Origin of the sequence: Levilactobacillus suantsaiihabitans (assembly GCF_004745505.1) — a bacterium.
Classification (GTDB): domain Bacteria; phylum Bacillota; class Bacilli; order Lactobacillales; family Lactobacillaceae; genus Levilactobacillus; species Levilactobacillus suantsaiihabitans.
The window spans coordinates 188,606-215,182 of sequence record NZ_RKLX01000001.1 but is presented as its reverse complement, the minus strand read 5'-3'; the positions used below and the strand labels follow the sequence as shown (position 1 = coordinate 215,182).

Genomic DNA, 26,577 nt, shown 5'->3' with positions numbered 1-26,577 from the left:
GTGGAGGACAAATAAGGACCTTTTTAGTAATAAACGTTATGTCTGAAAACTCCCTGTTACAAATTATTAGGAGGCAGTCTCATGATTGACTTTTTGAATTCCACCAGCGTAGCACCAGAATTTGTGGGTGCAGACAAGGCTGGGGATACGATTGGGTTATGCATTCCCAATGTGGATCCGCTACTCCTTGAAAAAATGCATGTGAAGAAAAAGTATTCAGTTATTGGTATCGTGAGTGATCGTACCGGTGGTGGCCCCCAACTATTTTCGATGGATGAAGGGATCAAGTCAACAAATACAGAATGTATTGATGTTGAATGGACAAATGATACTAAAGGTGGAGGCGGCCAAGGTTGCATGATTGTAATTGGTGGCTATGATCCATCTGATGTTCGTGAAGCAATCAAGGTTACATTTAAAAACTTACACCGGTACTTCGGTGATGTTTACGGTAATGATGCTGGCTATGTGGAACTTCAATATACCGCACGAGCAGCCGGATGCTTGGTAGAGGCTTTAGGTGCTGAAGAAGGAAAAGCGTTTGGCATTTTAAACGCTTGTCCTGCTGCTGTGGGTATCGTAATGGCGGATACAGCATTAAAAACAGCGGGCGTGAAAATTATTTCAGTTGCCACTCCGAGTCATAATGGTAGCCCCTCTAATGAAGGGACATTGACTATTAGCGGTGAGTCGGGTGCCGTTCGACAGGCGATTATCGCCGGTCGCGAACGTGGATTAGAGTTATTAGGACAAATGGGAGATAAACCAGTAAATGATTATCCCTCCTACATTCAGTAAAAACTTTATTCTAAGGAGGATTACTTAATGAAACGTCAAAAGAGATTCGAAAAGCTTGAACAGCGGCCGATCAATAAGGATGTCATTGTTAAGGAATGGCCTGAAGAAGGCTTTGTTGCGATGAAGAGCCCCAATGATCCTGAACCGAGTATTAAGGTCCAAGATGGGGTTATTGTCGAAATGGATGGGAAAAAACGTGAGGATTTTGACCTGATTGACATGTATATCGCAAATTATGGGATCAATATTGCCAATGCTGAAAAGGTTATGGCAATGGATTCTACAAAAATTGCTAAGATGTTGATTGATCCTAATATTTCTCACAAGGAAGTTTTGAAATATACAACGGCTATGACGCCGGCCAAGGGCCAAGATGTTATTAATCAATTGGATTTTGGCGAGATGATTATGGGTGCCAAGAAGATGCGTGAGCGGAGAAAACCTGCTAACCAAAGTCATGTCACTAATTATATTGATAATCCAGTTGAATTGGCTGCCGATGCAGCTGAAGCAGCTCTTAGAGGATTTGCTGAAGAGGAAACGACGACTGCTGTTAGCCGGGACGCACCTTTCAACGCGCTTTCTGTCCTAGTTGGATCGCAGACGGGACGTCCAGGTGTTTTGCATCAATGTTCAGTCGATGAAGCTACGGAGCTACAATTAGGGATGCGTGGATTGACGTCGTATGCTGAAACTATTTCTGTTTATGGTACGGATCGTTCGTTTACTGATGGGGATGACACGCCTTGGTCTAAAGGATTCCTGGCATCTTGCTATGCCTCTCGGGGAATTAAGATGCGTTTCACATCTGGTTCTGGTTCAGAAGTATTAATGGGATATCCTGAAGGTAAGTCGATGTTGTATCTAGAAGCTCGTTGTATTTTGTTGGCAAAGGCTTCCGGAGTTCAGGGATTACAAAATGGCTCACTTAGTTGTATCTCAATCCCTACCGCTGTTCCGAATGGATTGCGCGAAGTATTAGGTGAAAACTTATTGTGCATGATGTATGACCTGGAATCTGCTACTGGTAGTGACCAATCGTTTTCACATTCTTCAATGCGTCGTACTTGGAGATTTATGGGTCAGTTCATTGGTGGTACTGACTTTATTTGCTCTGGTTATGGTGCAGAACCTAATCCGGATAACACGTTTGCTGGATCTAATGAAGATGTCTACGACTATGATGATATTCACTTCCTATCACGGGATTACGGTCAGTCATTTGGGATCCATTCCATTAAAGAAGAAGAAGCGATTAACGTACGTCGGAAAGCTGCTAAAGCCTTACAGGTAGTCTTTAAGGGACTAGGATTACCGTCTATTACTGATGAAGAAGTTGAAGCAGCAACTTATGCGGATGTTCATGAAGATATGCCAAAACGTGATAAGGTCGCTGATATGAAAGCGGCACAAGACATGATGGACCGTGGTATTACTGCTGTTGACGTAATTAAAGCATTGGCTGATGGTGATGTTAACGACGTCGCTGAGGCTATCCTTAATTTACAGAAACAAAAAGTGGTTGGTGATTATTTACAAACCTCGGCGATCTTCGATGAAAACTGGCATGTTGAATCTGCTGTTAATGAGGGCAATGACTACATGGGACCAGGAACTGGTTATCGGTTGTATGATGATCCAGATGAATGGAAGAAAGTAACAGATATTCCTCAAGTTATCGATCCAGAACACTTTGATATGTAGGAGAGGAGGGTTATTTTATGACTGATATTGATGAAAATTTAGTTCGTAAAATTGTTCGTGAGGTTTTATCACAGACGCAGACTGATCAATCTATTGATTTTCAAAAGAAAGCACCAGCTGTGACGGATGCTGAGAATACATCTAGTAACGAAAGTGCAGTTCCAGAAAATAATGTTGACTGGTTTCAACCGGTAGGCTTGGCCCAACCAGGATATTCCAAGGATGAAATTGTAATTGCAGTGGCTCCAGCCTATGCAACGGTTCTAACTAAGACAGAATCGGGAGTTTCTCACAAGGAAGCTTTGCGTCAGGTGATCGCAGGGATTGAAGAGGAAGGCCTTAAAGCACGAGTGATTAAAGCTTATGATACGTCTGACGTTTCATTTATGGCGGTTGAAGCCGATCATTTGTCTGGGTCTGGTATCTCAATTGGTATTCAGTCAAAAGGGACGGTAATTATTCATCAGAAGGACCAAGAGGCGTTAAACAATTTGGAACTATTCCCAGAGGCTCCTGTCATTGATGAAAAGATGTTCCGTCAAATCGGCAAGAACGCAGCGCGTTATGCAAAGGGTGACTCTCCAGAGCCAGTTTCTCAGCCAAATGATCAAATGGCGCGACCTAATTTCCAAGCAATTTCTGCCATCTTACATATTCGTGAGACCCACCAGGTTGTTGCTGGTAAGTCGGCAGAAGAGATTAAAGTCACACTTTAAGGAGGGATATTGATGAGTGATATTAACGATTTAGTTAAGAGTATTTTGAAGCAAGTTAATCAGTCGGATGGTGTGACGACCACAACTGATTCTCATAGCGAAAAGCAGTATGGTGTTGAAGATTATCCGTTGTATGAACAACACCGCGATATCATCAAGACGCCTTCTGGTAAGTCACTTGGCGAAGTAACTCTGGATGACATTAAAAATAATCGAATCGACCGGAAGGATTTACGGATTACAGCTGAAGCACTTAAAATGCAAGGTGATGTAGCCGGAGATGCTGGACGTAAAACGCTTCAGATGAATTTTGATCGGGCGGCTGAGCTAACTAAGATTCCGGATGATCGCTTATTAGAGATGTACAACGCTTTGCGACCATATCGTTCTACAAAGGATGAATTATTAGAGATCGCCGAAGAACTGAGATCGAAATACGATGCAACTATTTGTGCAAATTGGTTTGAGGAAGCTGCAAAGTATTACGAGAGCCGTAAGAAGCTCAAAGGAGATAAGTAGTAGAAAGCCGAAAAGGGTGTTTAGGGATGGCAATGGAAAATGTGATTGGCGTTGATATTGGAAATTCATCAACCGAAGTTGCACTCGCTCGTGTTTCTGATAGTGGTGAGGCTAGCTTTATTGGCTCTGGTATAGCTGCAACGACAGGGATTAAGGGTACTAAGGAAAATCTCGTTGGTATCCGTGATGCACTTAATCAGGTGCTGGATAAAACTAATTTGTCAATTCATGATATTGATTTAATTAGAATTAACGAGGCTACTCCAGTAATCGGAGATGTAGCAATGGAAACGATTACTGAGACAGTTGTTACGGAATCCACCATGATTGGCCATAATCCTGATACGCCGGGTGGCATTGGAACGCAGTCTGGTATTACAATACCAATTTTAGAATTGGCTAAGGAACAAGATAAGGATCGAAACTATATTGTTATTGTGCCAAAAGAAATCGATTTTGAAAATTGTGCAAAGTTGATTAATGCATATGTTGCTGCTGGGTACAAGGTTGTTGCGGCAATACTTCAAAATGATGATGCGGTTCTTGTTGATAACCGCTTAACCAAGAGGATTCCAATCGTTGACGAGGTTGCTTTGATTGACAAGGTGCCAGTTCATATGCTAGCGGCCGTTGAAGTCGCCGGTCCTGGTCAAGTTATTTCTCAGCTTGCTAATCCATACGGAATTGCCACGTTGTTCAAGCTGGACTCAGAGGAAACTAGAAATATTGTTCCAGTTTCGCGAGCACTCATTGGAAATCGGTCAGCCGTTGTCATCAAAACGCCCGCGGGCGATGTGAAGGCACGAGTCATTCCTGCCGGAAATATTGTTATAAATGGTGAAAATGGAAAAGAAGAAGTCGGCGTCTCAAGAGGCGCTGAAACGATTATGAAAAAAATTTCTAATTTTCGTCATATTAAAGATATTACCGGTGAATCTGGGACAAACATTGGTGGTATGTTAGAAAAAGTTCGCCAAACTATGGCAACTTTGACCGGAAAGCAGAATAAGGATGTTGCAATTCAAGATCTATTGGCAATTGACACGCAAGTACCAGTTAAAGTTAAGGGAGGACTGGCTGGAGAATTTTTAAATGAGTCCGCCGTTGGTATCGCAGCAATGGTTAAGTCTGATCACTTACAAATGGAAGTGATTGCAAAGTTAATTGAAAAAGAACTTAACGTTAAGGTCGAGATAGGTGGAGCTGAAGTAGAGTCAGCGATTCACGGTGCTCTGACGACACCGGGAACTTCAAAGCCGATTGCCATTTTGGATTTTGGAGCTGGCTCAACAGATGCATCTATTATTAATAAGGATGATAAAATGATCGCAATTCATCTGGCAGGGGCTGGAGATATGGTGACCATGATTATTAATTCTGAATTAGGATTATCTGATATTCATTTAGCTGAGGATATCAAGCGTTACCCGTTGGCTAAAGTTGAGAATCTGTTTCAATTGCGGCACGAGGATGGCTCAGTTCAGTTCTTTGAAAAGCCGTTGCCTTCTGAATTGTTCGCTAGAGTTGTTGTCATTAAGCCTGAGGGATATGTTCCAGTAACGGGTAATCCAAGTATCGAAAAAATTAAATTGGTACGTCAAAGTGCGAAAAAGCGTGTCTTTGTGACTAATGCAATTCGGGCGCTTAAGTATGTAAGTCCTACTGGAAATATTCGCGATATTCCGTTTGTCGTAATAGTGGGCGGATCAGCGCTTGATTTTGAAATTCCTCAGCTTGTTACAGATGAGCTCGCTCATTATAATTTAGTATCAGGTCGAGGAAACGTTCGAGGAATAATGGGCCCACGAAACGCTGTTGCTACTGGTCTAGTTCTTCGCTATGCAGCAGAAAGAAGGCAGCAGTATGGCAAATGATCTCGAACGTCCAACAATAGTTATTGGTTCAATTGACCGAGATGGCTTAGGAACAGAATGGTTGAAACCGTTGCTGAATGGTATTGAAGAAGAGCAAATTCCGTTCTCACTGCAAAGTATTGCGGTCAAAGATACTGTGTCACGAGCTTACCAAGCAGCATTAGCATCGCGATTATCTGTTGGGATTGCCTATGATAATAAACGTTATGTCATTCATTACAAGAATTTGCCTGAACAAGAACCGTTATTTGATGTAACTGTAGTAGACGCCAAACAGCTCCGAACGCTTGGTGCCAATGCCGCTAGGTTAGTGAAGGGAATACCCTTTAAGAATTTGTCATGAATGGGGATTAAATTATGGAAGCGTTAGGATATGTGGAATGTAATGGCCTGTCTAGCGCAACTGTTGCCGCTGATCGTATGCTGAAAACGAGTGATGTGAAGCTTAGTAGAATTCGCAATGCAGACAACGGTTGGATTACGCTAGAATTTACAGGTGATATAGCTGCTTTGAAAGTTGCCGTTGAAACAGTTAAGCAAACTTTATCAGAGAGCTATGTTGCAGGTCTGGTTATTGGGAGCCCAACTGATGGATTAGATCAATTGGGGAGCTCAGGAGCTACCGATGTTGATCCGCAGAACTTCAATCCAGAAAAATATAATTTGGATGGAACGATGAAGAAGTCAGCGATGTTTGGCCCTCGTCCAGATTCTGAAGAGCAACAGACTTCGGTAGCAAAAACGAGTGTTGATGTAGAAAAACAATTGGAAGAAAAATCTGTTGAGAATGTTTCTGATGATCAGGTTACTTGTAATTTATGTGGTGATCCTAATTGTCCACGTAAATTAGGTGAACCGCATAATAAGTGCATTCATTACAATGATTAAGGAAAAGTAGATTGATAAGAATTTAGGAGGAATTTAAAATGAATAACGCTTTAGGAATGATTGAAACTAAAGGCTTAGTACCTTCTATTGAAGCAGCAGATTCAATGGTTAAAGCAGCCAATGTTGAACTGACTGGCCAAGAAAAGATTGGGGCAGGATTAGTAACGGTCATGATTAGAGGAGACGTTGGAGCGGTTAAAGCGGCGGTTGACGCAGGTGTTCAAGCAGCACAAACGGTCGGAGAGGTTGTATCTTCATATGTAATTCCACGGCCACACAGTGAGGTTGAAACCATTCTGCCAGCTGTATCGGGTACCACTGCAGAGTAAACGCATAATTAATTCTTGATGAACTGGGGGTGGGGTTATGGATGACTTGATCCAAAAGGTTATTGCAAAGCTGAGGAAAAGACAGGCATCCAATAAAGTTCTTTCTCTCAACAGCTTGCCATCTCCATTAGATAAGCAATTATTTATCGATTACGGTTGTATCATTATTGATGATGTTTCTGTGCAGTTGATTAAGAATTTATATTCCCTGCGGTCTAATGATGCTCTGGTGTCTTGGATATTAAGTGGTCTCAATTATGATGTTCAATTTTACTTAAATGTGAATGAACGCATCGTTAATTTCATTCCACGTACAATGATCTTAGACTGGCCGGTCAATTTTATTGTTGGTCATAATTCACTGGTTGTGAGTGACTATCACAAGATTATCTCAAGAAGAGAAATTGCGGTTTTGCCGGACAATGCTGTACTTATTAAAACAATAGGACAAGTATTAACGGATGAGGGCTTAGAAATCTGTGACCGGAAAAACATCAAAATAAAGGTTAGGACTGAAGAAAATTGTATATGGCTAGAGTAATTGGTAGCGTAGTTTCAACTCAAAAGGATTCATCGTTGGTTGGAAAAAAATTGATGATTGTTCGTCCAATTGACTCAGACCAGAAAGAAATCCGTTTCGAGCAAGTGGCTGCTGATACAGTTAATGCAGGTATTGGTGATAATGTGTTGGTTGTTAGAGGTGCCGGTGCTAGGCGAGCTGACGGTGAATCTGGAAATGAGTCGGCGGACGTAAATGATTGTACAATTGTGGGGATTATTGATCGATTTGATAAGTAGTGTGGTCTGAGGAGGTATGATCCTAGTGGCTATTTATACTAAAGGCGGTGATAAGGGTAAGACAAGCCTGTTTGATGGATTGAGAGTTGAAAAAGATTCTGTTCGTGTCGCAACCTATGGAACGTTTGATGAATTGAATGCCAATATTAGTTTGGCAGATAAGTTTTGTAAAAGCGATAGGAATCAAAAAATTTTACATGCTGTCGAATATCGCATGTTTTACCTGCAAGGTGAAATTGCAACGCAGAATTCTGAGCAATTTTTAAAACAGAGTCAGTTCATAACTGATGATGATACGCATATGCTAGAATCGGTGATTGATAGCTATACTAAAGAATTGCCAGAGTTGCATAGCTTTATTTTACCAGGAACAAGTGTAGCTGGTGCTCAGCTTCATGTTTGTCGAACTATCTGTCGTCGGGCTGAACGTTCATTTGTGAAATTATCAAAAGGTGTTCAATTTCGTCCCGAGTTAGAGAGATATATTAATAGACTGTCAGACTTTTTGTATATTATGGCTCGCTCGGAAGACTATGAAGATTTGGTTGACCATGTGACGAAGCAAGTCGTTGAGGTTTATTCAAGAGTTAAGGATGGCCATTAATATGAACGAAGAACAGTTGAAACATGTAGTTAAGAGCGTTATCGAAAAGCAGCAAACTAGTTACTTTTCTTTAGATAGAATGGAACGTGTCATTCATTCCGCTGTGCAAACCGCTAAGTCATTTGGTATTGGTGTCACAATAGTTATTATGCGTGAAGATCAAGTTGTTCAAATGAGTTATCACATGCCATCGGCAAACTTGGTTAGTAGTACATTGGCGCCAAAAAAGGCTTGGAGTGCTCTTGCAATGAAGCAACCGACCATTCAGTTGTCCAAGCTGGTGCAACCAGGTGCAGAATTATATCAAATTGAAACAATGATGGGTGGCCAATTAGCCACTTTTGGTGGGGGAATACCATTGGAAGTGGATGGTCATATTATCGGGGCCATTGGCGTTAGTGGTGGTGCTGTTGCAGAAGATCAGGCCATTTGTGAAGCGGCAGTTAATGCATTTATGAAAGAGAGTGATTAGACTTATGGATCAAGGAAAGATTGAATCGATTATTCGTAATGTGTTAGCACAAGAGGTTGGTGCTACCGAAAGCGTTAATCATGCTACTAATAGTATGCATAGAGACGAAATGTCGCCCTTATTAAAAGATGTGCGTGATTCTGTGCGAGCAAAGATCCAGGGGGAATCAGCTGATGTTGATAATTCTCCTTTGTTAGAAAATATCAAGCATGAGGTTGAAAAACTAGTCTAAGTCTGTGAGGGATGTTTTATGGGACGTAATATTGAGCGAACAATTCAAGAATATGTTCCCGGTAAACAAGTGACGTTAGCACACATCGTTGCGAACCCAACACCGGATATTTATGAAAAGCTAGGGATTCAAACGCCTAAAAATGCATTAGGAATTCTAACAATTACGCCCAGTGAAGCAGCGATAGTTGCAGGCGACATTGCGACTAAGTCTAGTTCTGTTAAGTTGGGATTTATCGATCGTTTTAGTGGCTCCGTTGTAATTGTTGGCGAGGTATCTGAGGTTGAATCAGCCTTGAATGCAGTGATTGCTAAATTACATGATTTGTTAGGGTTTGACATTCCTAAGATTACAAGGACATAAGATTTAGGGCCACAGCGTTAGGCCGTGGCCCTTTTCTTGTTGCTTGGTGAAACAAAAGTCTTGCCTTGGAAATTATTTTGGAGGGGACAAATAATGGTTAAGGAAATCAGACTAAAACATGGTTTTAATTGCCGTGATTTAGGTGGTTATAACGCTCTTGGTGGTGCCTCAATTAAGTATGGAAAATTAGTCCGTTCTGGTTACTTAACCGAATTAAATGCCGTAGATCAGAAAGAACTCTATGATTATGGTATAAGAACGGTGATTGATCTGAGGTCTCCACGAGAAGTAACGCTTTATCCTGACCAATTGGATTGTCGGATTGTGTATTTGAAAATTCCACTCTCAAGACAAAACTTAACGGATGGTGAAACCAAATTCAGTGAGCTGAAAGGGCCGTTGGCTGAACGGTTAACTGGTTTTAGACAGATGATGAAGGGGTATCAAAAGCTAATTTGTAGTGGTGAGGCGCAACACGCGTATCGTCAATTCTTCGATGCTTTACTTGATTCTCCGGCTGGTGGTGTACTATTTCATTGTTCTACTGGGAAAGATAGAACGGGAATCATTACCATATTACTCTTAAAGTTATTAGATATACCAATAAACGTAATTAAGCAGGATTATTTGTTAAGCAATTATTTTTTATCACGAAGGATTAATGAACGGCTAGTTGAAGCTAGAATGATTAATACACAAGATGCTTTTTTACAAAGTATATTTGACGTTTCGAGTGTGCGAGAAGATTATTTTAATCAGGTGCTCATGCAAATTAAGCAAGACTATGGTGGTTTTGATCATTACTTTCATAATCAATTAAATCTTCATGATGAGGAAGTTCAGTTATTTAAGGATCGATTCTTGGCGTAGCCGATACAAGACGGGAAGTGTTTGATTATGGCTAATATTGGAGTGCTCGTGGGAAGCCTTAGCACCCGTTCATATAGTCAAAGAATTGTCAATTACTTGGAAAGGTCACAGTCGTTTCTAAATCTGGTTCAACTGAATTTTGATATTTTACCACTTTATAATCCAGATTTAGAGCAAGTTCCTGTAGTAGAATGGCAGGTCTTCAGAAACGTTGTGGATCAAATGGATGCGTTGCTCATCGTGACACCAGAATATAATTTTTCAATTCCTGGGGGATTGAAAAATGCTATTGATGTATTATCCGTACCATTGCCACAGGCGCATATTGAAAAGAAACCAATTTTAGTTATAACTGATTCGTCAGGTGAGCGTGGAGGCGTTGTTGCCAATACCCATATTCAGCAACTTCTGCGATATGCTGGAGCAAATGTGATGAATGAGTTGATTGCGATTGGTAAGGTACAGGACATTTTTGACCATAATGGTGAATTACAAGATTCACAGGTAGCTACAATGTTGGATAGTGCAGTTAAAAATTTTGCTGATTTTGCAGAAACTTAAATGTAGGATAATATTTAGATGTAAGGGTGAGTGATGAAATGAGTCAGTCGCAACTTGATTTAATAGTTAGGGCCAATAAGCAGATTAATCAACTTGCAAAGATTGTAAACGGCAATAAAGCAGTTCGGCAAGTTCAAAAAGGTGAAGAGCTACGAGTGGGTATTGATCTTGGAACGTCAAGTATCGTACTTATAGTGCTGGATGGAAAGAATCACGTCCTCTATGGAAATTTTGAATATGATCATGCAGTTAGAGATGGGCTAGTAGTGAATTTTATAGATTCAGTCCGAATTCTAACCAAGTTGAAGGATCGGGCAGAAGATGTTTTAGGAACTCGATTGACCACGGCTTGTGGAGCGATCCCACCTGGAACAGGTGCAGGTAGTGCAAAAATTGTAAGCAATGTTATCGAGTCAGCTGGCTTTGTTTGCAGATCAGTAATTGATGAGCCAACAGCTGCTGCGTATTTTCTTCAAGTTCAGAACGGAACAGTAGTTGATATCGGTGGAGGAACCACAGGTGTCAGCGTATTTAAAAATCAGAAATTAGTACAAGTGAGTGACGAGGCTACAGGTGGATTTCATATGTCATTGGTACTAGCAGGGCATTATCATTGGGATATGGAGACTGCAGAAAAGGCAAAGCGAAATGCTGCTCAGGAAAATGATGTATTTGCGGTTATTAGACCTGTGGTTGAGAAAATGGCAGCGATTACTAGATCAATTACTACGGATAAAATTCAAGAACCCGTTATTGTAGTTGGCGGGGCTATCAATTTCAAAAAATTCATTGATACGTTTAGTTCTGCTTTAGGCGTACAGGCGTATAAACCAGATTATCCGCAGTTTGTGACACCAATCGGTATCGCTATGCAAGATCATGAATAAAATAACTGAAAATATGAGTTTTTATTTGCGGTTTTATTTTAGCTATTTTAATTTGGCATTGAAAGGTACACTGATTTGTTTAAATAATTGAATACTATTTTGCTAAAAGCATATCGTGAAAATATGAGGATCCAGCAGGTGAAGGAGATTTGAGAATGCGGCGATCAATGTTTATTGGGGCGATTGGATGTGGAAAAACGACCTTGCTGCAACGGTTAAAGGGGATGGCTATCCACTATAATAAGACACAATCCATTGAGTTCTATCAGAATATTATCGATACGCCGGGTGAGTATATAGAGCATCGGCGTATGTATACAAGCTTGGCAACAACAGCAATGGATGTTGACTTAGTTGTGATACTCCAAAGCGCAATAGATAAGCGACTTGTTTTCCCGGAAGCCTTTAGTACAATGTTTAGTAAGCCAGTGATAGGTGTTGTAACAAAAATTGATGTGGCTAATCATGACGACATCAATTTGGCCAGAGAACAGCTTGAGCGGGCAGGTGCCAAACAGATATTTGAAGTGTCAGCCCTATATGGGGATAATACTGAGGATCTCCAACTGCTTTTAAATGACTGATATATATAGGTAATACTTCAAATGTGAAGCTAGAGTTGAGGGAATAGATCTGAATATTTTTGACTCATCTTTCGGTTTCTTAAAGTTATCGCGCAAGAGTTTGGGAAGTTTTAGACCCAGACTCTTTTTATCTTATCCAAAGTTAGCTAAACTAGGGAGTATCAACAATTTGCGATACAGGAGGTCCAGCCATGACGAAATACCGGTGGCAAGCCAGTGCCCTAGTGCTGGTGACGTTTATGTTGGGGTGTAATGAATTTATGGTAGTGGGTGTGATTTCAGATATCGCGCGCTCACTGCGAGTAACGGTGGCGACGGCGGGGTATTTGGTGACCATCTTTGCAATTGTTTACGCGATTAGCACACCGCTGATCACGATTTTGGCCAATCGGTTTAGTCGTTACAAGACGCTGATGGTCTTACTGCTCATCTTTTTGATTGGCAATACCTGGAGTGGGTTTGCCACGAGTTATGGGTGGTTTCTGGTATCACGAATGATGACGGCTGCGGTTGCTGGGGCCATCGAGTCGTTGGTTATTCTGTTTGCCAACGACATTGCGCCTCGCCACAAGCGGGCGATGTTGATCTCTTGGATTGCGGCCGGCTTTAGCATCGCTTCGGTCGTCGGCGTGCCGGTGGGGACGGCCATCAGTACGGCGACCAGTTGGCACGTGGCCTTTCACCTGATCTCCGTACTCAGTCTATTGACTTGTATCGTGATGGCGCTGCTATTGCCGCGGCATTTACCGCAGACGCCCGGGGGCATCAAGGACCAACTGGTGTTGCTGACGGATAAGCGCGTCTACTTGGGCGCAGTGTTGATTCTCTTTTCCGCGGCGGCCCTATACGCTTACTACACGTACATTCGGCCGTTATTGACTACCGGACTAGGCTTTAGCACCACCGCGTTGAACTGGTTACTGTTTGTGCTGGGAATCATGAGTATCCTGGGCAATCGGTTATCCGGGACGGTGGCAGAACGGAGCGGATTGAAGACCATGCCGCGGTTTTACGTGGTCGATATAATCTTATTGCTACTGTTGCCAGTGGCTATGAAAAATCCCATCACCGGGTTCGGCGTCTTTTTGGTGCTGATGCTGATTATCTCAGTGGTCAACTCACCGATTCAGCTCCATTTCTTAGACGTCGCCGAGGCGGACTATCCGCAGTCAACCTTGCTGGCCTCGTCGTTAAACGCCATTTTCTTCAACATTGGCATTTCGATTGGGTCCGCCACGGCATCCCTCGTGTTGACGCACGGCGGGCTTAACCGATTAGGTCTGGGTGGGGCTGCGTTTGCCGGGCTGTCGCTAGTAGTGGCCGTCTGGTTGAACCACGTGGTTGCTCGGCACCGGGCGACCAGTGCGACCGCACGCTAAATTTACGAGTCATTTCGTACCCGGTTTAGTGCGAAACCAGGTAATCTATAATTAATCTACGAAAAACAGAGGAAAACAGTTATGAACAAGTATCGTTGGCAAGCCATCGTGTTTGTCCTAGTGGCGTTTATGTTGGGGTGCAATGAATTTATCGTGGTCGGGGTCTTGTCCGATATCGCCCAAGAATTTCGGATCCCTGTGGCAACGGTCGGGTATCTGGTGACCATCTTTGCCACGGTCTATGCCGTTAGCACGCCGTTTATCACGATTTTGACCAACCGGTTCAGTCGGTATAAAACGCTGATGACCCTGATGGGCATCTTCCTGGTTGGCAACACGCTCAGTGGGTTGGCCATGAGCTTTCCAATCTTGCTGGTCTCGCGGATCATCACGGCTGTGGTCGCTGGCGCCATTATCTCGTTGATCATGACCTTTGCCAGTACCATTGCCCCACGGGAGAAGCGGGCCGGCTTGGTGTCTTGGATTTTTGCCGGATTCAGCATCGCCTCCGTCTTCGGGGTGCCGATTGGGACGGCCATCAGTACCAGTTACAGCTGGCACGACGCCTTTTACCTGATCTCCGTCATCAGTGCCATCACGTGTGTCTTACTGGGTTGGTTGCTGCCGCGTCAGGTCGAACAGGTGCAGGGGAGCGTGAAAAACCAGTTGGTCTTGTTGAAGGACCGGCGTGTCATCGTGGGCATTGCCCTGGTGCTATTCACCGCGGCTACCATGTATGCGTACTACACCTACATTCGACCGCTGCTGACCACCGCCCTGGGCTTTAGCACGACCAGTTTAAATTGGCTGCTGTTCCTGATTGGGATCATGAGCATCTTGAGCAACCGGTTCTCAGGGATGCTGGCCGAACGCAACGGGCTACGGGTCATGCCACGGTTTTACATTGCCGACGTCATCTTACTGGTCTTGCTGCCGTGGGGCCTCTCCAGCAAGGTGCTTGGATTGGCGATGCTACTGGTCTTGAGCCTGATTGTGACCATCTTAAACTCACCAATTCAGATTCATTTTCTAAATATTGCCGAGGCGGACTATCCGCAATCTACGGTCTTGGCCTCGTCGCTGAACTCGATTTTCTTTAACTTTGGGATCTCTCTGGGGTCCGCGACGGCTTCGGGGATGTTGGGAACGGTCGGCCTCAAGCACATTAGCTGGGGAGCCGCCGGATATGCGGCCATCTCGCTGGTCTTGGCTATCGGTTTGAACCGGGTGATCAAACACCATCGGCAGACAGCATAATTCACATCTCGAATCGGTTGCGGTAAGCTGGAACTATCAGCTGTTAAGCTCGAGGAGGCTTTCTAATGACAACAATTCCAAACGTGACCTTAAATGATGGTTACCAAATGCCGGCCATCGGTCTGGGTACCTTTCAGGTCCGGGGCGGCCAAGGCGTCAATCAGATCCTAGCGGCCATTCACGATGGCTACCGCAGCCTGGACACGGCGACCAACTATGACAATGAAGGCGCCGTGGGTGAAGCGATTCGGCGTTCGGGGATTCCCCGTGCCGAGTTTTTTGTGACGTCTAAACTGCCGGGAAAGTACCATCAATACGCCGATGCGACCATGGCGATTCAAGAATCGCTTTACCGCCTGGGACTGGACTACCTGGATCTCTACTTGATTCACTGGCCATTGCCCAAGCGGGACCACTACGTCGAAGCCTGGCAGGCTATGATCGACGCCCGGCAACGGGGATTGATCCGCTCGATTGGCGTGTCGAATTTTGAACCGGCGCATTTAGACCGGCTCATCAACGAAACCGGCGTGACGCCAGCGGTCAATCAAATCGAAGTCCATCCCTACTGGGTCCAAAAAGCTATGGTCGCCGCTGACCAACAACGCGGCATTGTGACTTCAGCTTGGAGCCCACTGGGACGCGGTAGTGCCGCACTCCAAGAACCATTGATTCAACAGTTGGCTCAGAAATACGACAAAAATGTCGGTCAGATCATCTTACGCTGGCACGTTCAGCGCGGTATCGTGCCGATTCCCAAGGCCCGCAATCTGAACCATCAACGCACCAATTTGGCACTCTTTGATTTTGCACTGACGCCGGATGAGGTGGCCGCCATCGATGGCTTGAATCGGCCCGATGGTCGGTTGGAAGGCCAAGACCCCAACACCTATGAAGAATTTGATTAACTGGCACCGGGAGTAAATCACTCGTTGACTTATTCTATTGAACGCGTAATCGTAATGATTGCGCGTTTTTTGTCGGCTAAATGGCGGTATACCGGCATTAGTGGATGATTGTTTGGCGGGTTAGTCAACCAAACAACGCTTAAACTTGTGGGTTGGGTGAATAATTGACGAAAACGACTGCCGGTGAATTGAAACACTAACCCCTTCCCGCTAAAGGCGCCTATAGTGATTACAGGGTGTGGGATAGACAGGAACATTTAGTTAGAATTTTGGATTGGGGGAGGATTACAGATGCGAAGGAAAATCTATCGGGCATTCATTGGCCTGGTCGTGACTGTGGCCGTCTTCCTGTTTGGGGGATTTCTCTGCAACAACGTCACGGCTCACGCTTCAGCGGTCTCAACTTCTGGCCTTCAGGCAGGCGACGCTACCATCACGGATGTGAACGGTAACGCCATTGCCAACGGTACGCCATTGGACAAATGGACGAGTTATTCCGTGCATTATGACTGGGCAATTCCGGATGGCGAGCCGATTGCGACTGGCGATACGGCCACGGTTCAGTTGCCAACGGGTGCCGTGGCGGAACACGATACCACGGTGTCAATTCTCGATGACACGGGTCGTGAAGTTGGAATCTTTACCATCGAGGCCGGTGCGACGACCGGGAGTATCATGTTCAACGACGCGTTTGCCTCAGTTGGGACGAACCGCCGCGGGACACTGCAGTTCTATGTCAAAGGTACGACCATTACGGCCGGTTCCGGCGATGACTGGGGATTAAACAAAATCGGCTGGATCAGTGAGAAGAATCCGGACGGCTCGCCAGCCAAGTTGACCTGGAATATCGCCTTTAACCCGACTGGCCAAGACGTCGGCCATGCAGTGGTCACGGATACGTTAGGCGCTAATCAGGAGTACATTCCGGGGTCCGTCGTTGCGCAAACGGGAGAATACGTTACTAAGAGTGACTTTGTGGCCAGCGGAACGACTACGCCAACCGTCAGCCAGGATGGTAACACATTAACGTTTACCTTTGACAATGTCACCACGGCCATCAACATGACTTACCAAACGCGACCGACGACGCTGGACAACGGCGGTAGTTGGACCAACCAAGCCACATGGGACGGTAAGACGGTCGGCTCACAGATTGCTTGGGGTGGCAGCGGTAGCGGTGCTGGCGACAGCGCGACTGGTGAAGTCATCTTGAACAAGCAGGCGCTAAGTAATGAGGAGATGTTGGCCGGTGCGGTCTATCGGTTACAAAAGGCCGATGGGACCGTTGTTGCCAGCGATTTGGTCACCGATGAAGATGGCCAGATCATTTACCAGAACTTACCCGTGGGTGACTATGAATTTGTAGAAACGACGCCACCAGCTGGGTTTGAGCTTGATGATACGCCGTTACCATTCACCATTGTAGCCGGCCAAACGACTCCCGTTGAAGTCTTTGCGACTGACAAACGGGAAAATAGCGAGGCTCCTGGCGAAGATGGTGGCGGTACCGAGACGCCTGAAAATCCAGGTGGCGGTGGTACTGGTACTGAGACGCCAGGTACGGCGCCTGAAAATCCGGGTACGACACCTGAGAATCCTGGTACCACGACGCCACCAACCACGCCAAGTGAACCGCAGACACCTGAGGAGCCCCAGAAGCCTGAGGTGCCGCAAAAGCCTGAAGTGCCCCAGAAACCCGAGGTACCGCAAAAGCCTGAAGTACCGCAGAAACCTGAAGTACCACAGAAACCAACGGTACCACAACAGCCACAGAAGCCAACGGTAACGCAGCCACAAAAGCCGCAAAAGCCAACGGTCACGCAACCACAACAGCCAACGACTCAGCAGCCGGGACAATCGGGTTCTGCGACTGAGCCCGCGGGCAGTGCGACCGGTTCGAGTGTTGCTGTCGGCGGAAGTGCAGCAACGCCAGCTGGTAGTGCTAGTGGCCAAGCAACCACCGGTGTCGACGGTCAGTCGTCAAGCCAAGCGCAAGGCCAGACGACTACCGGAACCGCGTCATCAGCAAGTGCGCAGCGGCTTCCCCAAACCGGCGAACAACACCATCCCGTTGTTTTCTGGATTGGTCTTAGCTTGTTGCTGATCAGTGGATTCGGTTATCTGACCGTTCGTCGTCATGATTAGGGTGGAGAAAGGCGTCATCTGGCATTGCCAGGTGGCGTCTTTTTTATAAATATATTTATAATAGGATTAACTATCCTTGGTGATGATTATATGCTATGATAGTCAGCGAAGCAAGGAAAATCTTTCGCTGGTCGTCAATTGCGTTCCCCACGATTGATGCCAGGCCACTCCCCGTTTATTTTGCCGGCCATTCACGGTATAATAACTCCAAGACGCTAAAAGGGGAGTTACACTATGGTAAAACGACGGACATTATCGCGGGAACAGGTATTGGATCAGGCCAACGACATCATCGCTACCGAGGGCTTGAGCCAACTGACGATTCGGGCTTTGGCCAACCGGCTCGACGTGCGACCGCAATCTGTGTATAACTATGTGGATAGTTTAAACGACTTGCTGGATCAGGTCGGGTTGACCTTTGTCAACGAACTGGCGGATCGCTTGATGCGACGACTGGTGGGGGTCGCCGGTAAGGAAGCACTGTGGATCTTTGCCCATGAATTTCGGGCAGGGTGCCTGCAACAACAGCACTTGGCGCCATTATTGTTAAATCCCAACGATTTGCAGCAATTGACCGCCACGCATCAGGCCCTGGTCGACTTGTACCAACAAATGTTCAAGAGCCTCCACTTAGATGAAGCGGATAACTCGGCGCTAGTGGAATCGTCCCTTTACCGCTCGGCGTTATTTGGCTTCATTGTCCAGGAGATTGGCGGCTTCTTACGCCTGTCGCCCCGTAAAATTGACCAGCGCTTCGATCAAACGATGCAGCTGGCTATCGACCAATTCACGACGATCAATTAATTTAAAAATAGTGTCAAAACCCCTTGCCTTAGAGTGCACTTGAAGGTGTTTACTGGTCTTGTTAGCAAGTAAAGGAGGCACAACATGGCAGAAAAACGGTACCGCATTGGCGAGTTCGCCAAGCTGGTAGGCTTGTCAGCGTATACGTTACGGTATTACGAGGATCAAGGCCTGATTTTGCCCCAGCGTGACGACAACGGCGTGCGGTTTTACACGACGCATGACATTCGCTGGGTCGGATTTATCCTTCATCTGAAGGGAACCGGCATGCGGCTAAATGATCTGAAACGCTACGTCCGGCTACGGGCCGCAGGTGACAGCACCATCCCCGAACGCCGGGCGATGCTTCAGCAGGTCAAGGATGATGCCGAAGCCGACATCGCCGAACTGCAGATGCATTTAAAGGTCTTGAGCCACAAGATCGACTGGTACGACGGCAAAGTTGATCAGACAATTGCGGATTCTGAGAGCTTCCATGACTACTTGCAAAAATTTCAAGATAGGGGCTAAAGCAAATGGCAAAAAATGAAAATGTTAAAGACGGCGTGATTTTTCCCGTCGGTGACAAGAACGTGGCGTATCAAGACGTCTTCACCGGCCAAAGTTATCTCCAAGGGTTGGTCAACGATCCCGATGTCAGCGTGGGCGTTGGCAATGTGACCTTTGAACCCGGTTGCCGGAACAACTGGCACATCCATCACAACGGCTTTCAAATCCTGCTGGTCACCGGTGGCGAAGGCTGGTACCAAGAAGACGGCCAGCCCGCTCGGCGATTACATCCCGGCGACGTTGTCGTCACCAAGGATGGCGTTAAGCACTGGCACGGTGCCACCAAGGATAGCTGGCTCAGCCACGTGGCCATCACTGCGGGCACACCAGAATGGTTGGAACCGGTTGATGACGCACATTACGATGCGTTGGATTAGGAGGTAAAACTTATGGCAAAAAAACAAACAGCTGGTCGCGACAACTTAGGTGATTTTGCACCAAAGTTCGCGGAACTCAATGATGACGTGTTATTCGGCCAAGTGTGGTCACGTGAAGAACAATTGTCCGCGCACCAACGCAGCCTGATTACCATTTCTGCGCTGATCTCCGCCGGTAACTTTGAACAATTACCAGCCCACCTAAAGATCGGCAAGGGCAATGGTATCACCAAGGATGAAATCGCCGAGGTCATCACCCATCTGTCATTTTACGTGGGTTGGCCTAAGGCGTGGTCCGCATTTAACATCGCCAAGGAAATCTTCACGGATTAATGGCTAGCAAATCAAATCGGACATTCACGAGCCTGGGACAAACTCCCAGGCTTTTTACATAGCCGAAACGTGCGTCCAAAGGCAGTCGGTTTCGCTTAAACCTGAAAACCAAACAATCCAAGACCGAGAATATTTGGTTTTCAGCCTTCATGTTCGCCGACTAACCACCTTTTGATCCACTCTTTTTCTGTGGCGCGGTATAATAAACCTATAAAGCAGAAAGGAGTTCACACCATGAAATTACATAAGATGATCACTGGTTTGGCCGTGCTGTGCGGCTTGACGGTCGGGGGAGTCGCCTTGACCCAACAACCCGTGACGGCCCACGCTGCGTCGGCCACGACGTTGTATAAGCAGTGGCAAAAGGCCTACGTGGGCGGCAAGACGCAAAAATACGTCAAGTCCAACAACGGCCAGGGTGCCACGACGGCCTTATCGGAAGGTCAGGGTTATGGCATGTTAGCCGCGGTATTGGCCGCCAAGAAGGGAGCTAACACCCACGCTACGTTTAATCAGTTCTATAAGTATTACCGCGCACACCGGGTCTCGGCGAAGACGCCGTTGATGCAGTGGCAACAGACCAAGCGGGGCAACAAGATGACCAGTACCGGCCAGCAGAAGAATTCCGCGACCGATGGTGATTTGGACATTGCCTACGCACTGATTCTTGCCGATAAGAAGTGGGGCAGCAAGAAGGTCAACTACAAGGCTGCGGCCAAGAAGCTGATCAAGGCCATCAAGCAAAAGGAAATCAATCCGACGACCTCGCTGCCAACCATGGGCAACTGGGCGACGAGCGCTTATGATCGCAGTAAGTTGCGGACGGCGGACCTGATGACGGGCTACTTCAAGACATTTGCGAAATACACCCACGACAGCTCTTGGAATAAGGTCGCCAAACGCAGTCAAAGCGCCGTCAAGAAGCTGAGTGCTCGTCACAAGACAGGGTTGTTCCCCGACTTCATTTTTGTGACCGGCAAGAGCCTCAAGCTCAAGGCCGTGCAGCCGTATGCCATCGAATCCGGGACGGACAATCAAGTCGGTTACAACGCCTGCCGGGTACCGTGGCGGTTAGCTCAGACTTATAAGTTAAAACATGACAGCGTGACCAAAAAGGCGCTGAACAAGCAGTTGAAGTTCTACAACCGCAAGTCAAAGATCACCGCGGTTTACACGTTGGGTGGCAAGGCCGTCAACAGTTACGAAAACACGGCCTTCACCGCGCCCGTAAACTACGCGGCCCGGGTAATGAAGCGCACGGCCTTGAAAAAGAAGACGGCTAAGCAGCTACCGAAGTCAATTGAAAAGAAGAACTATTTCTCAGCGACCTTGCAAGTGGTTACGGCGTTGAGTTAACAGCAAAAATGCGTTTGGGACGAGTGCCCAAGCGCATTTTTTAAATGACCGAAAGTAATAATTGCAAGTTAAACACTGTGATGACCGCCGTTAATCCATAACCCAAAATGACGGTGAAGCGGCGATTGACGTGGTTGCCCAGCAAGGATGGTTGATCCGTCAAATGAATCAGGGGGAAGAGCGTAAACGGCAGGGCGATGCTCAAGACCACCTGTGCGTAAACGATCAGGGCCTCGAAGGTGTGGTCGTTAAAGCCCACCGCTACCCCAATCAAAATGATGGGCACCAAGGTCACGAACCGTGTCAACAGGCGCCGTTGCCAGAGCGGCAAGCGGATGTGGATATAGCCTTCCATCACAATTTGCCCGGACAAGGTGCTGGTGATCGACGAGATCAGTCCGGTGATCAACAAAGCGACCGCAAACAACCAGCTCATCACCGGACTGGCCAGTGCGCCCACAACGGCGCTATTTTTAAGGCCCAAATAGACGGCCTGCAGACTGGAGAGTTGACCGGTCTGGCCGAAGAACAGGGTGCCGCCCAGAATCAAGAGCAGCGCATTGATCAGCAGGGCCGCCAGCAAGTGCACGGTGGAATCCCAGCGGGCAAAGCGTAAAGCCTCGGTGACCTGCGCAGGGTCGTGTTCGTCGTAGCGACGACTTTGCGCCAGCGCCGAGTGGAGATACAGGTTGTGGGGCATGATGGTCGCCCCGATGATGCCGACGCTCAAGATTAACTTTTCATGGTTGGTCAGTAGACTCAACGAAGGCACCAATCCCCGAGCGATGGCACTGGGGACGGGCTGGGCGCGCCAGACCTCGATGGCAAAGATGAGGCCAACGGTCAAAATGGCGACCAGCACGATGAATTCGATCCGCCGAATTCCAAAGCGGAGGAACAACAGGACGATCAATACGTCGGCCACGGTCAATAGAATGCCGTAGACTAGCGGTAAGTCAAAGAGTAATTTCAACGCGATGGCCGTCCCCACCACGCCGGTCAGGTCAGTGGCCATCATCGCCACTTCGTTGAGCAACCATAAGGTGATCCGCACGGGCGTGGGGACCTGGACCGCAATGGCTTGGGCCAGGTCTTGGCGCGCGACCACACCCAGTTTGATGGCCAGGTCCTGCATGAACATGGCGACCAGAATCGCCAGCACCAGGACTGCCAGCAGTTGATAACGGTACTGGCTGCCCCCGGCTAGCGACGTCAGCCAGTTGCCGGGATCCATGTAGCCAATCGCGACCAGGGCGCCTGGTCCACTGTAGGCCAAGAACTTTTGAAAAAAGGAGGTCTCATAGACACTAGGCACAGGCACGCTACGGTTGACCTCGTCTAGGCTGGGACGCGTGGGTTCAGGCATGCGCATCACCCGCCTTGGCGAGCTGTTGTTGCGCCAGGTCGGCCAGAAAGCGGCCAAAGCGCGGATCGTCGTTCATGGGCGGAACGAGTTGGAAATTGTCGCCGCCGCTGGCCTTGAACGTTTGGTAATTTTGCACATAGTCTTCCTCCAAGGTCTCCAGACAGTCGGCGACAAAGGACGGCGTAACGATCAAGACGTTGCGTTTGCCCAGCTCAACGAGTTGCATCAGGGTATTTTTGAGATACGGTTTTTGCCAAGGCATGGGGCCGAATTTGGACTGGTAAACGGTCTGGACCTTATCAGCGGGGAGGTCTGGCAGCCGATCCAAGACGCCTTGCGTGGTAGCCTGACACTCCGTCGGGTAAGGGTCACCGTGGCGAACCATGGCGCTGGGGATACTGTGGTAGCTAAACAAGACGGCGTCGAAATTGGCCTGTTGGTAGGCCTGCCAGACCTGATCGGCCAAGAGGTCCAGGTAGGCCGGCTGATCGTAAAAGTGGCGCACTGGTGTCACGGCAACGCCGGTATCCTGGGCCTGCTGGAAGATACCACCGTGCGTGCTCTGCGTGTACTGCGGAAAAAGCGGCAGTAAAACGATGTGGTCACAGGTCTGCGCCAGCTGGGTCAGCGTCGGCCCAATCGCCGGTTGCCCGTAAGTCATGGCGTAAGCCACGTGCCAGTCGGGCAGTAGCGCCTGCACCTGTGCGGCCATCCGCTGGGTATACACGACGAGCGGCGAGCCCTCCTGGGTCCAAATATGTTGGTAAAACGTCGCCGAACGCCAGGAACGCGTGGGTAAGATGATGCCGCGCAACAGCGGCTGCCACAGGGCGGGCGGCATTTCGATCACGTGGCGATCACTGAGAAATTGTTGTAAATATTGATGGACGTCCGCCGTTGTGGGTGAGGCGGGCGAGCCGAGATTGACTAAGAGTAAGCCATTCATGAAAAATCCCCCCAAGGGTTTATGTTTAAACTAATCTTAGCATAAATGAACCGCTTACAGTGTTGCCGGACGGCGATTTTTCGGGAAATCGGTGGAAACAAAAAAGGAACCACAATCCCAGATTGCAGTCCCTAATCAGATGAGAATTTTGTTTAGTAAGTCGTGACAAACGCCTTGTTAGCCGTGACGTACTTGCCGTTGTTCAATTGGAACCGGTAAGCGCCCTTGCTATTCTTGGTGATCGCCTTGACAGCGACCTTCTTACCAGCTGTCAACTTGGTGCTGCGTTGACCCTTGGTAAATAACGTACTGTTGTATTCGTAAACGTTCTTGTCGATCTTGATGCCCGTCACGTTCTTAACGCTCTTGTAGTAGCTCGCGGTGCTGTGGGCAGAAGTGCCGGCGAACCAACTCTTAACGACGGAATTGTTTTGAATCTTGTTCAAGTCGACGTTGCCGCTGATTCCGGAAACGCGACCGGTACTGGTGTATTGCCACAAGTCGATGGACGTTCCAGTGACCTTAGGCTTCGTGGAGCTGTATTTGGCGATCCAAGAACCGTCAAACTTGGAGAAGTCCAGCTTATGCGCGTTGGCGTAGTATTCACCAGCATACATGATCAGCGGCTTGTCCGTCAGACTCCGCATGGTCTTTAACCAAGCGTTGACGTAGGTTTGTTCTGACTTCTTGGCACTTGGCATCCGCTTTTCTTCATCTAAAACGAAGAACTTGGTGTGCGCGTTACTGCGTTTGTAGAAATCCTTGGCTTCTTGCTGGGCATCCTTCACACTCGTGAATTCGGCGAACATGTATTGGCCAAATGGCACGCCAGCCTTGTAAGCGCCGTTTGCGTTGACGTTACGCTTGCTGTCGACCATGTAACCCGCGTCGCCCTTACTCCCGTGTTGGACCCGGATAATGGCGTACTTTAAGTCCTTGGACGCCTTGGTCCAGTTGATATTTCCTTGATATTGAGAAACATCCGCAACTTTATTGCCGGCTGCTTGTGCCGTGGTCGTGCTCAACCCAATACCCACGGCTAAGATCGCAGCTGCAGCGGCCAACCCGGCCCCTAATTTACGAAACTTAATTTGCATGAATGATATCCTCCTCAGTCTTTGGGTCCATTGTACACGGTCTGACTTGCGAGGAGGTTACGGACAATTTACAATTGATTACAGTTCGATTGCAGAAAAAAGTTGCCCACCAAAAAATAATGAGCAACTTTTTACGGAGTTGATCAGTGAACGGCCACATAAATCTTCAGCGCTAATTTGGCGCGCTTGGTATCGGTCTTGGTCACTGGGGTGTATTTGGAAAGGCCAGCCTTGACCTTCTTGTAGCTGTAAACATTGGTGCTGCCGCTTTCAAAGTACATGAGATCTTTCTTGTTGGGGGAGTGGTTGAGCCCCATTACGTGGCCCAGTTCATGGGCAATCGTGCTGGCATACTCGTACATCCGGCCTTCGTTAGCCAGCTTGGTTTTGACCAGTGTCACGTCTTTTTTCAAGACGGCGTATTCTGGCAAACTGGTTTCGATTTTGCTAGCTTCTTGGTTGAAGCGGCTTGAGTAACTGGTATCAGTGGTGCTAATGCCCTCCGCTGCAAGATTTGCCTTGGCCTTGGCTTCAATCTCACCAGAATACTGCTTGTAAAAGGCGTCATTCAGCTGATTGGTCATGGCAATGCCGATATTTTGCTTTTCGGCCGTGTAAAAGGATTGCCGAATCTGTAACTGCTTCTTAGCGGGCGTCCACCAGGCATCGCTTTGATCGCTCTTCGTGGGGGTCGACTTGGAAACTGAGAACGTCAGGTTGTGCTTTTTCTTGGAACCGAGGGTAAATTCCTTCTTACCAAGCTTCTTGTTCCAGTAGGCCATCGCGGTGGTGACACTCTTCTTGAGCGTCTTGTCTTTGGTTTTGACGTACACCGCGGTCTTCCCGTTTTTCTTCAGGGCGGTCTGGGCATCATAAGCCAACTTGTATTTCTTCCCCAAAGTCTTGGCGTGCTTTTGGTAATAGCCCTTAGACTTCTTCAACAATGCACTAGACGGGGTTACGCTGGCGGCCGAAGCCGTGACGGTACTGGTGGTGACGACGGGCGTCACGATTAGGGCTGCCGCAACGGCCGTAATCAGTGAGCGCGCCTTGAGATGGTGTGTTCTACGCATAGTGATAACCTCCTCTAATCCCCAAAACATATCGTGTTTACAATAGCATAGGCCATTCGGGGCAAAGGGTCAAGCAAAATTAATTACTGAATCATCAGAGGAATTAACCTATCAAAACGGCATTGGTGACGTTTTCATGAAATAATAAATCGAACATTTGTTTGGTTTTCAAATCAGAATCTGGTATAGTGAATTTAACGGAAAAATGGGAGGAATCGTCATGGTTAAACGATGTGACTGGGCTACAGGCTCGCCGGTAATGGAACGGTATCACGATGAGGAATGGTGTCGCCCACAGCATGACTTGCAAAAGCTCTTTGAAATGCTGTGTTTGGAGACTTATCAAGCTGGCTTGAGTTGGCAAACGGTCCTTAATAAACGCGCAGCCTTTCGTCGGGACTTTGACGATTTCGACATCGCCAAGGTCGCCGCCATGACGCCCGCAGACATCGACCGCTTGTTGACGGATCCAGCGATCATTCGCAACCGCCGCAAGCTAGAGGCCACGGTCAACAACGCGCAGGTCTTGGCCAATTGGCCAGCAGGACCAGACTTTGCGACCTGGTTGTGGGCCTTTGTGGGCGGCCAACCGATTCGGCACGCCGTCCAATCGACCGACCAGATCCCGGCCACGACAGATCTGGCGCAGCACATCTCTCGAGAAATGAAGAAACGTGGGTTCAAGTTTGTGGGGCCAACTACGATTTATGCCTTCTTGCAAGGGGCGGGATTGGTAAACGACCACGTGCTTAGTTGTGATTGGGCACCGGAGAACAAGTAGAAAGAAG

General features: G+C 47.4%; 32 protein-coding genes. 28 read left to right on the top strand and 4 right to left on the bottom strand.

Annotated features, from left to right (window positions below; genetic code table 11):
- The first annotated feature begins 81 nt into the window (after positions 1-81).
- The 27 genes from pduB (at position 82) to EGT51_RS00875 (ending at position 21,307) form a co-directional block, all read left to right on the top strand.
- Positions 82-798 (top strand): propanediol utilization microcompartment protein PduB, encoded by a 717-nt coding sequence (gene pduB, locus EGT51_RS01005; protein WP_135366933.1) that lies wholly within the window; start codon positions 82-84, stop codon positions 796-798.
- A gap of 27 nt (positions 799-825) precedes the next feature.
- On the top strand, positions 826-2,502 hold the full coding sequence (locus EGT51_RS01000) for a propanediol/glycerol family dehydratase large subunit (protein ID WP_135366932.1): 1,677 nt from the start codon (positions 826-828) through the stop codon (positions 2,500-2,502).
- A 17-nt stretch (positions 2,503-2,519) separates the two neighbouring features.
- Entirely contained in the window at positions 2,520-3,218 is a 699-nt protein-coding gene (locus EGT51_RS00995) for a propanediol/glycerol family dehydratase medium subunit (RefSeq protein WP_135366931.1), read from the top strand.
- A gap of 12 nt (positions 3,219-3,230) precedes the next feature.
- Entirely contained in the window at positions 3,231-3,737 is a 507-nt protein-coding gene (locus EGT51_RS00990) for a diol dehydratase small subunit (protein WP_135366930.1), read from the top strand.
- Positions 3,738-3,763: 26 nt separating this feature from the next.
- Entirely contained in the window at positions 3,764-5,611 is a 1,848-nt protein-coding gene (locus EGT51_RS00985; RefSeq protein WP_318531296.1) for a diol dehydratase reactivase subunit alpha, read from the top strand.
- Positions 5,601-5,954: a glycerol dehydratase reactivase beta/small subunit family protein gene (locus EGT51_RS00980; protein WP_135366929.1), complete on the top strand. Its 354-nt coding sequence runs from the start codon at positions 5,601-5,603 to the stop codon at positions 5,952-5,954. The genes EGT51_RS00985 and EGT51_RS00980 overlap by 11 nt, the downstream gene beginning before the upstream one ends.
- A 14-nt stretch (positions 5,955-5,968) precedes the next feature.
- Entirely contained in the window at positions 5,969-6,499 is a 531-nt protein-coding gene (locus EGT51_RS00975) for a BMC domain-containing protein (protein ID WP_135366928.1), read from the top strand.
- 38 nt (positions 6,500-6,537) lie between these two features.
- A complete protein-coding gene (locus tag EGT51_RS00970) occupies positions 6,538-6,828 on the top strand; it encodes a BMC domain-containing protein (protein WP_135366927.1) in 291 nt (96 codons plus the stop codon).
- A 37-nt stretch (positions 6,829-6,865) separates the two neighbouring features.
- Positions 6,866-7,369, top strand: coding sequence for a PduM family microcompartment protein (gene pduM, locus EGT51_RS00965; protein WP_135366926.1), 504 nt, complete (start codon positions 6,866-6,868; stop codon positions 7,367-7,369).
- Positions 7,357-7,626 (top strand): EutN/CcmL family microcompartment protein, encoded by a 270-nt coding sequence (locus EGT51_RS00960; protein ID WP_135366925.1) that lies wholly within the window; start codon positions 7,357-7,359, stop codon positions 7,624-7,626. Before pduM ends, EGT51_RS00960 begins: the two co-directional genes overlap by 13 nt.
- A 25-nt stretch (positions 7,627-7,651) precedes the next feature.
- Positions 7,652-8,230: a cob(I)yrinic acid a,c-diamide adenosyltransferase gene (locus tag EGT51_RS00955; RefSeq protein WP_135366924.1), complete on the top strand. Its 579-nt coding sequence runs from the start codon at positions 7,652-7,654 to the stop codon at positions 8,228-8,230.
- A gap of 1 nt (position 8,231) precedes the next feature.
- Positions 8,232-8,702, top strand: a complete 471-nt coding sequence (locus EGT51_RS00950; RefSeq protein ID WP_135366923.1) for a GlcG/HbpS family heme-binding protein — start codon at positions 8,232-8,234, stop codon at positions 8,700-8,702.
- A gap of 4 nt (positions 8,703-8,706) precedes the next feature.
- Positions 8,707-8,934 carry a hypothetical protein gene (locus EGT51_RS00945; RefSeq protein WP_135366922.1) on the top strand — a complete coding sequence of 76 codons (228 nt, stop codon included), beginning with the start codon at positions 8,707-8,709 and terminating at the stop codon, positions 8,932-8,934.
- Positions 8,935-8,952: 18 nt separating this feature from the next.
- A complete protein-coding gene (locus EGT51_RS00940) occupies positions 8,953-9,297 on the top strand; it encodes a BMC domain-containing protein (RefSeq protein WP_135366921.1) in 345 nt (114 codons plus the stop codon).
- 93 nt (positions 9,298-9,390) lie between these two features.
- The gene (locus EGT51_RS00935) at positions 9,391-10,167 is read left to right on the top strand and encodes a tyrosine-protein phosphatase (RefSeq protein WP_135366920.1); all 777 of its coding nucleotides are present in this window, start codon (positions 9,391-9,393) and stop codon (positions 10,165-10,167) included.
- A 27-nt stretch (positions 10,168-10,194) separates the two neighbouring features.
- Positions 10,195-10,728, top strand: coding sequence for an NADPH-dependent FMN reductase (locus EGT51_RS00930; RefSeq protein ID WP_135366919.1), 534 nt, complete (start codon positions 10,195-10,197; stop codon positions 10,726-10,728).
- A 38-nt stretch (positions 10,729-10,766) separates the two neighbouring features.
- On the top strand, positions 10,767-11,615 hold the full coding sequence (eutJ, locus tag EGT51_RS00925) for an ethanolamine utilization protein EutJ (protein WP_135366918.1): 849 nt from the start codon (positions 10,767-10,769) through the stop codon (positions 11,613-11,615).
- Between the two features lie 155 nt (positions 11,616-11,770).
- The gene (locus tag EGT51_RS00920) at positions 11,771-12,199 is read left to right on the top strand and encodes a EutP/PduV family microcompartment system protein (RefSeq protein ID WP_135366917.1); all 429 of its coding nucleotides are present in this window, start codon (positions 11,771-11,773) and stop codon (positions 12,197-12,199) included.
- Positions 12,200-12,390: 191 nt separating this feature from the next.
- On the top strand, positions 12,391-13,578 hold the full coding sequence (locus tag EGT51_RS00915; RefSeq protein ID WP_135366916.1) for an MFS transporter: 1,188 nt from the start codon (positions 12,391-12,393) through the stop codon (positions 13,576-13,578).
- A gap of 81 nt (positions 13,579-13,659) precedes the next feature.
- The gene (locus tag EGT51_RS00910) at positions 13,660-14,835 is read left to right on the top strand and encodes an MFS transporter (RefSeq protein ID WP_135366915.1); all 1,176 of its coding nucleotides are present in this window, start codon (positions 13,660-13,662) and stop codon (positions 14,833-14,835) included.
- Between the two features lie 65 nt (positions 14,836-14,900).
- Entirely contained in the window at positions 14,901-15,743 is an 843-nt protein-coding gene (locus EGT51_RS00905; protein ID WP_135366914.1) for an aldo/keto reductase, read from the top strand.
- 291 nt (positions 15,744-16,034) lie between these two features.
- Positions 16,035-17,888, top strand: coding sequence for a SpaA isopeptide-forming pilin-related protein (locus tag EGT51_RS00900; protein ID WP_135366913.1), 1,854 nt, complete (start codon positions 16,035-16,037; stop codon positions 17,886-17,888).
- Positions 17,889-18,122: 234 nt separating this feature from the next.
- Entirely contained in the window at positions 18,123-18,692 is a 570-nt protein-coding gene (locus EGT51_RS00895) for a TetR/AcrR family transcriptional regulator (protein WP_135366912.1), read from the top strand.
- A gap of 84 nt (positions 18,693-18,776) precedes the next feature.
- A complete protein-coding gene (locus EGT51_RS00890) occupies positions 18,777-19,202 on the top strand; it encodes a MerR family transcriptional regulator (protein ID WP_135366911.1) in 426 nt (141 codons plus the stop codon).
- Between the two features lie 5 nt (positions 19,203-19,207).
- A complete protein-coding gene (locus tag EGT51_RS00885; RefSeq protein ID WP_135366910.1) occupies positions 19,208-19,618 on the top strand; it encodes a cupin domain-containing protein in 411 nt (136 codons plus the stop codon).
- Positions 19,619-19,630: 12 nt separating this feature from the next.
- Positions 19,631-19,951, top strand: coding sequence for a carboxymuconolactone decarboxylase family protein (locus EGT51_RS00880; RefSeq protein WP_125580805.1), 321 nt, complete (start codon positions 19,631-19,633; stop codon positions 19,949-19,951).
- Positions 19,952-20,185: 234 nt separating this feature from the next.
- Positions 20,186-21,307: a glycosyl hydrolase family 8 gene (locus EGT51_RS00875; RefSeq protein ID WP_135366909.1), complete on the top strand. Its 1,122-nt coding sequence runs from the start codon at positions 20,186-20,188 to the stop codon at positions 21,305-21,307.
- A 40-nt stretch (positions 21,308-21,347) separates the two neighbouring features.
- Here EGT51_RS00875 and EGT51_RS00870 read toward each other — a convergent pair whose 3' ends face one another.
- From EGT51_RS00870 to EGT51_RS00855, 4 genes are all read right to left on the bottom strand, one after another.
- A complete protein-coding gene (locus EGT51_RS00870) occupies positions 21,348-22,673 on the bottom strand; it encodes an Nramp family divalent metal transporter (protein ID WP_167850103.1) in 1,326 nt (441 codons plus the stop codon).
- On the bottom strand, positions 22,666-23,619 hold the full coding sequence (hemH, locus tag EGT51_RS00865) for a ferrochelatase (protein ID WP_135366907.1): 954 nt from the start codon (positions 23,617-23,619) through the stop codon (positions 22,666-22,668). The genes EGT51_RS00870 and hemH overlap by 8 nt, the downstream gene beginning before the upstream one ends.
- A 152-nt stretch (positions 23,620-23,771) precedes the next feature.
- The gene (locus EGT51_RS00860; protein WP_135366906.1) at positions 23,772-24,716 is read right to left on the bottom strand and encodes a GH25 family lysozyme; all 945 of its coding nucleotides are present in this window, start codon (positions 24,714-24,716) and stop codon (positions 23,772-23,774) included.
- A 143-nt stretch (positions 24,717-24,859) separates the two neighbouring features.
- A complete protein-coding gene (locus tag EGT51_RS00855; protein WP_135366905.1) occupies positions 24,860-25,789 on the bottom strand; it encodes a matrixin family metalloprotease in 930 nt (309 codons plus the stop codon).
- Positions 25,790-26,009: 220 nt separating this feature from the next.
- Here EGT51_RS00855 and EGT51_RS00850 point away from each other — a divergent pair, with 220 nt between their 5' ends.
- Positions 26,010-26,570: a DNA-3-methyladenine glycosylase I gene (locus EGT51_RS00850; RefSeq protein ID WP_135366904.1), complete on the top strand. Its 561-nt coding sequence runs from the start codon at positions 26,010-26,012 to the stop codon at positions 26,568-26,570.
- Positions 26,571-26,577: the final 7 nt, after the last annotated feature.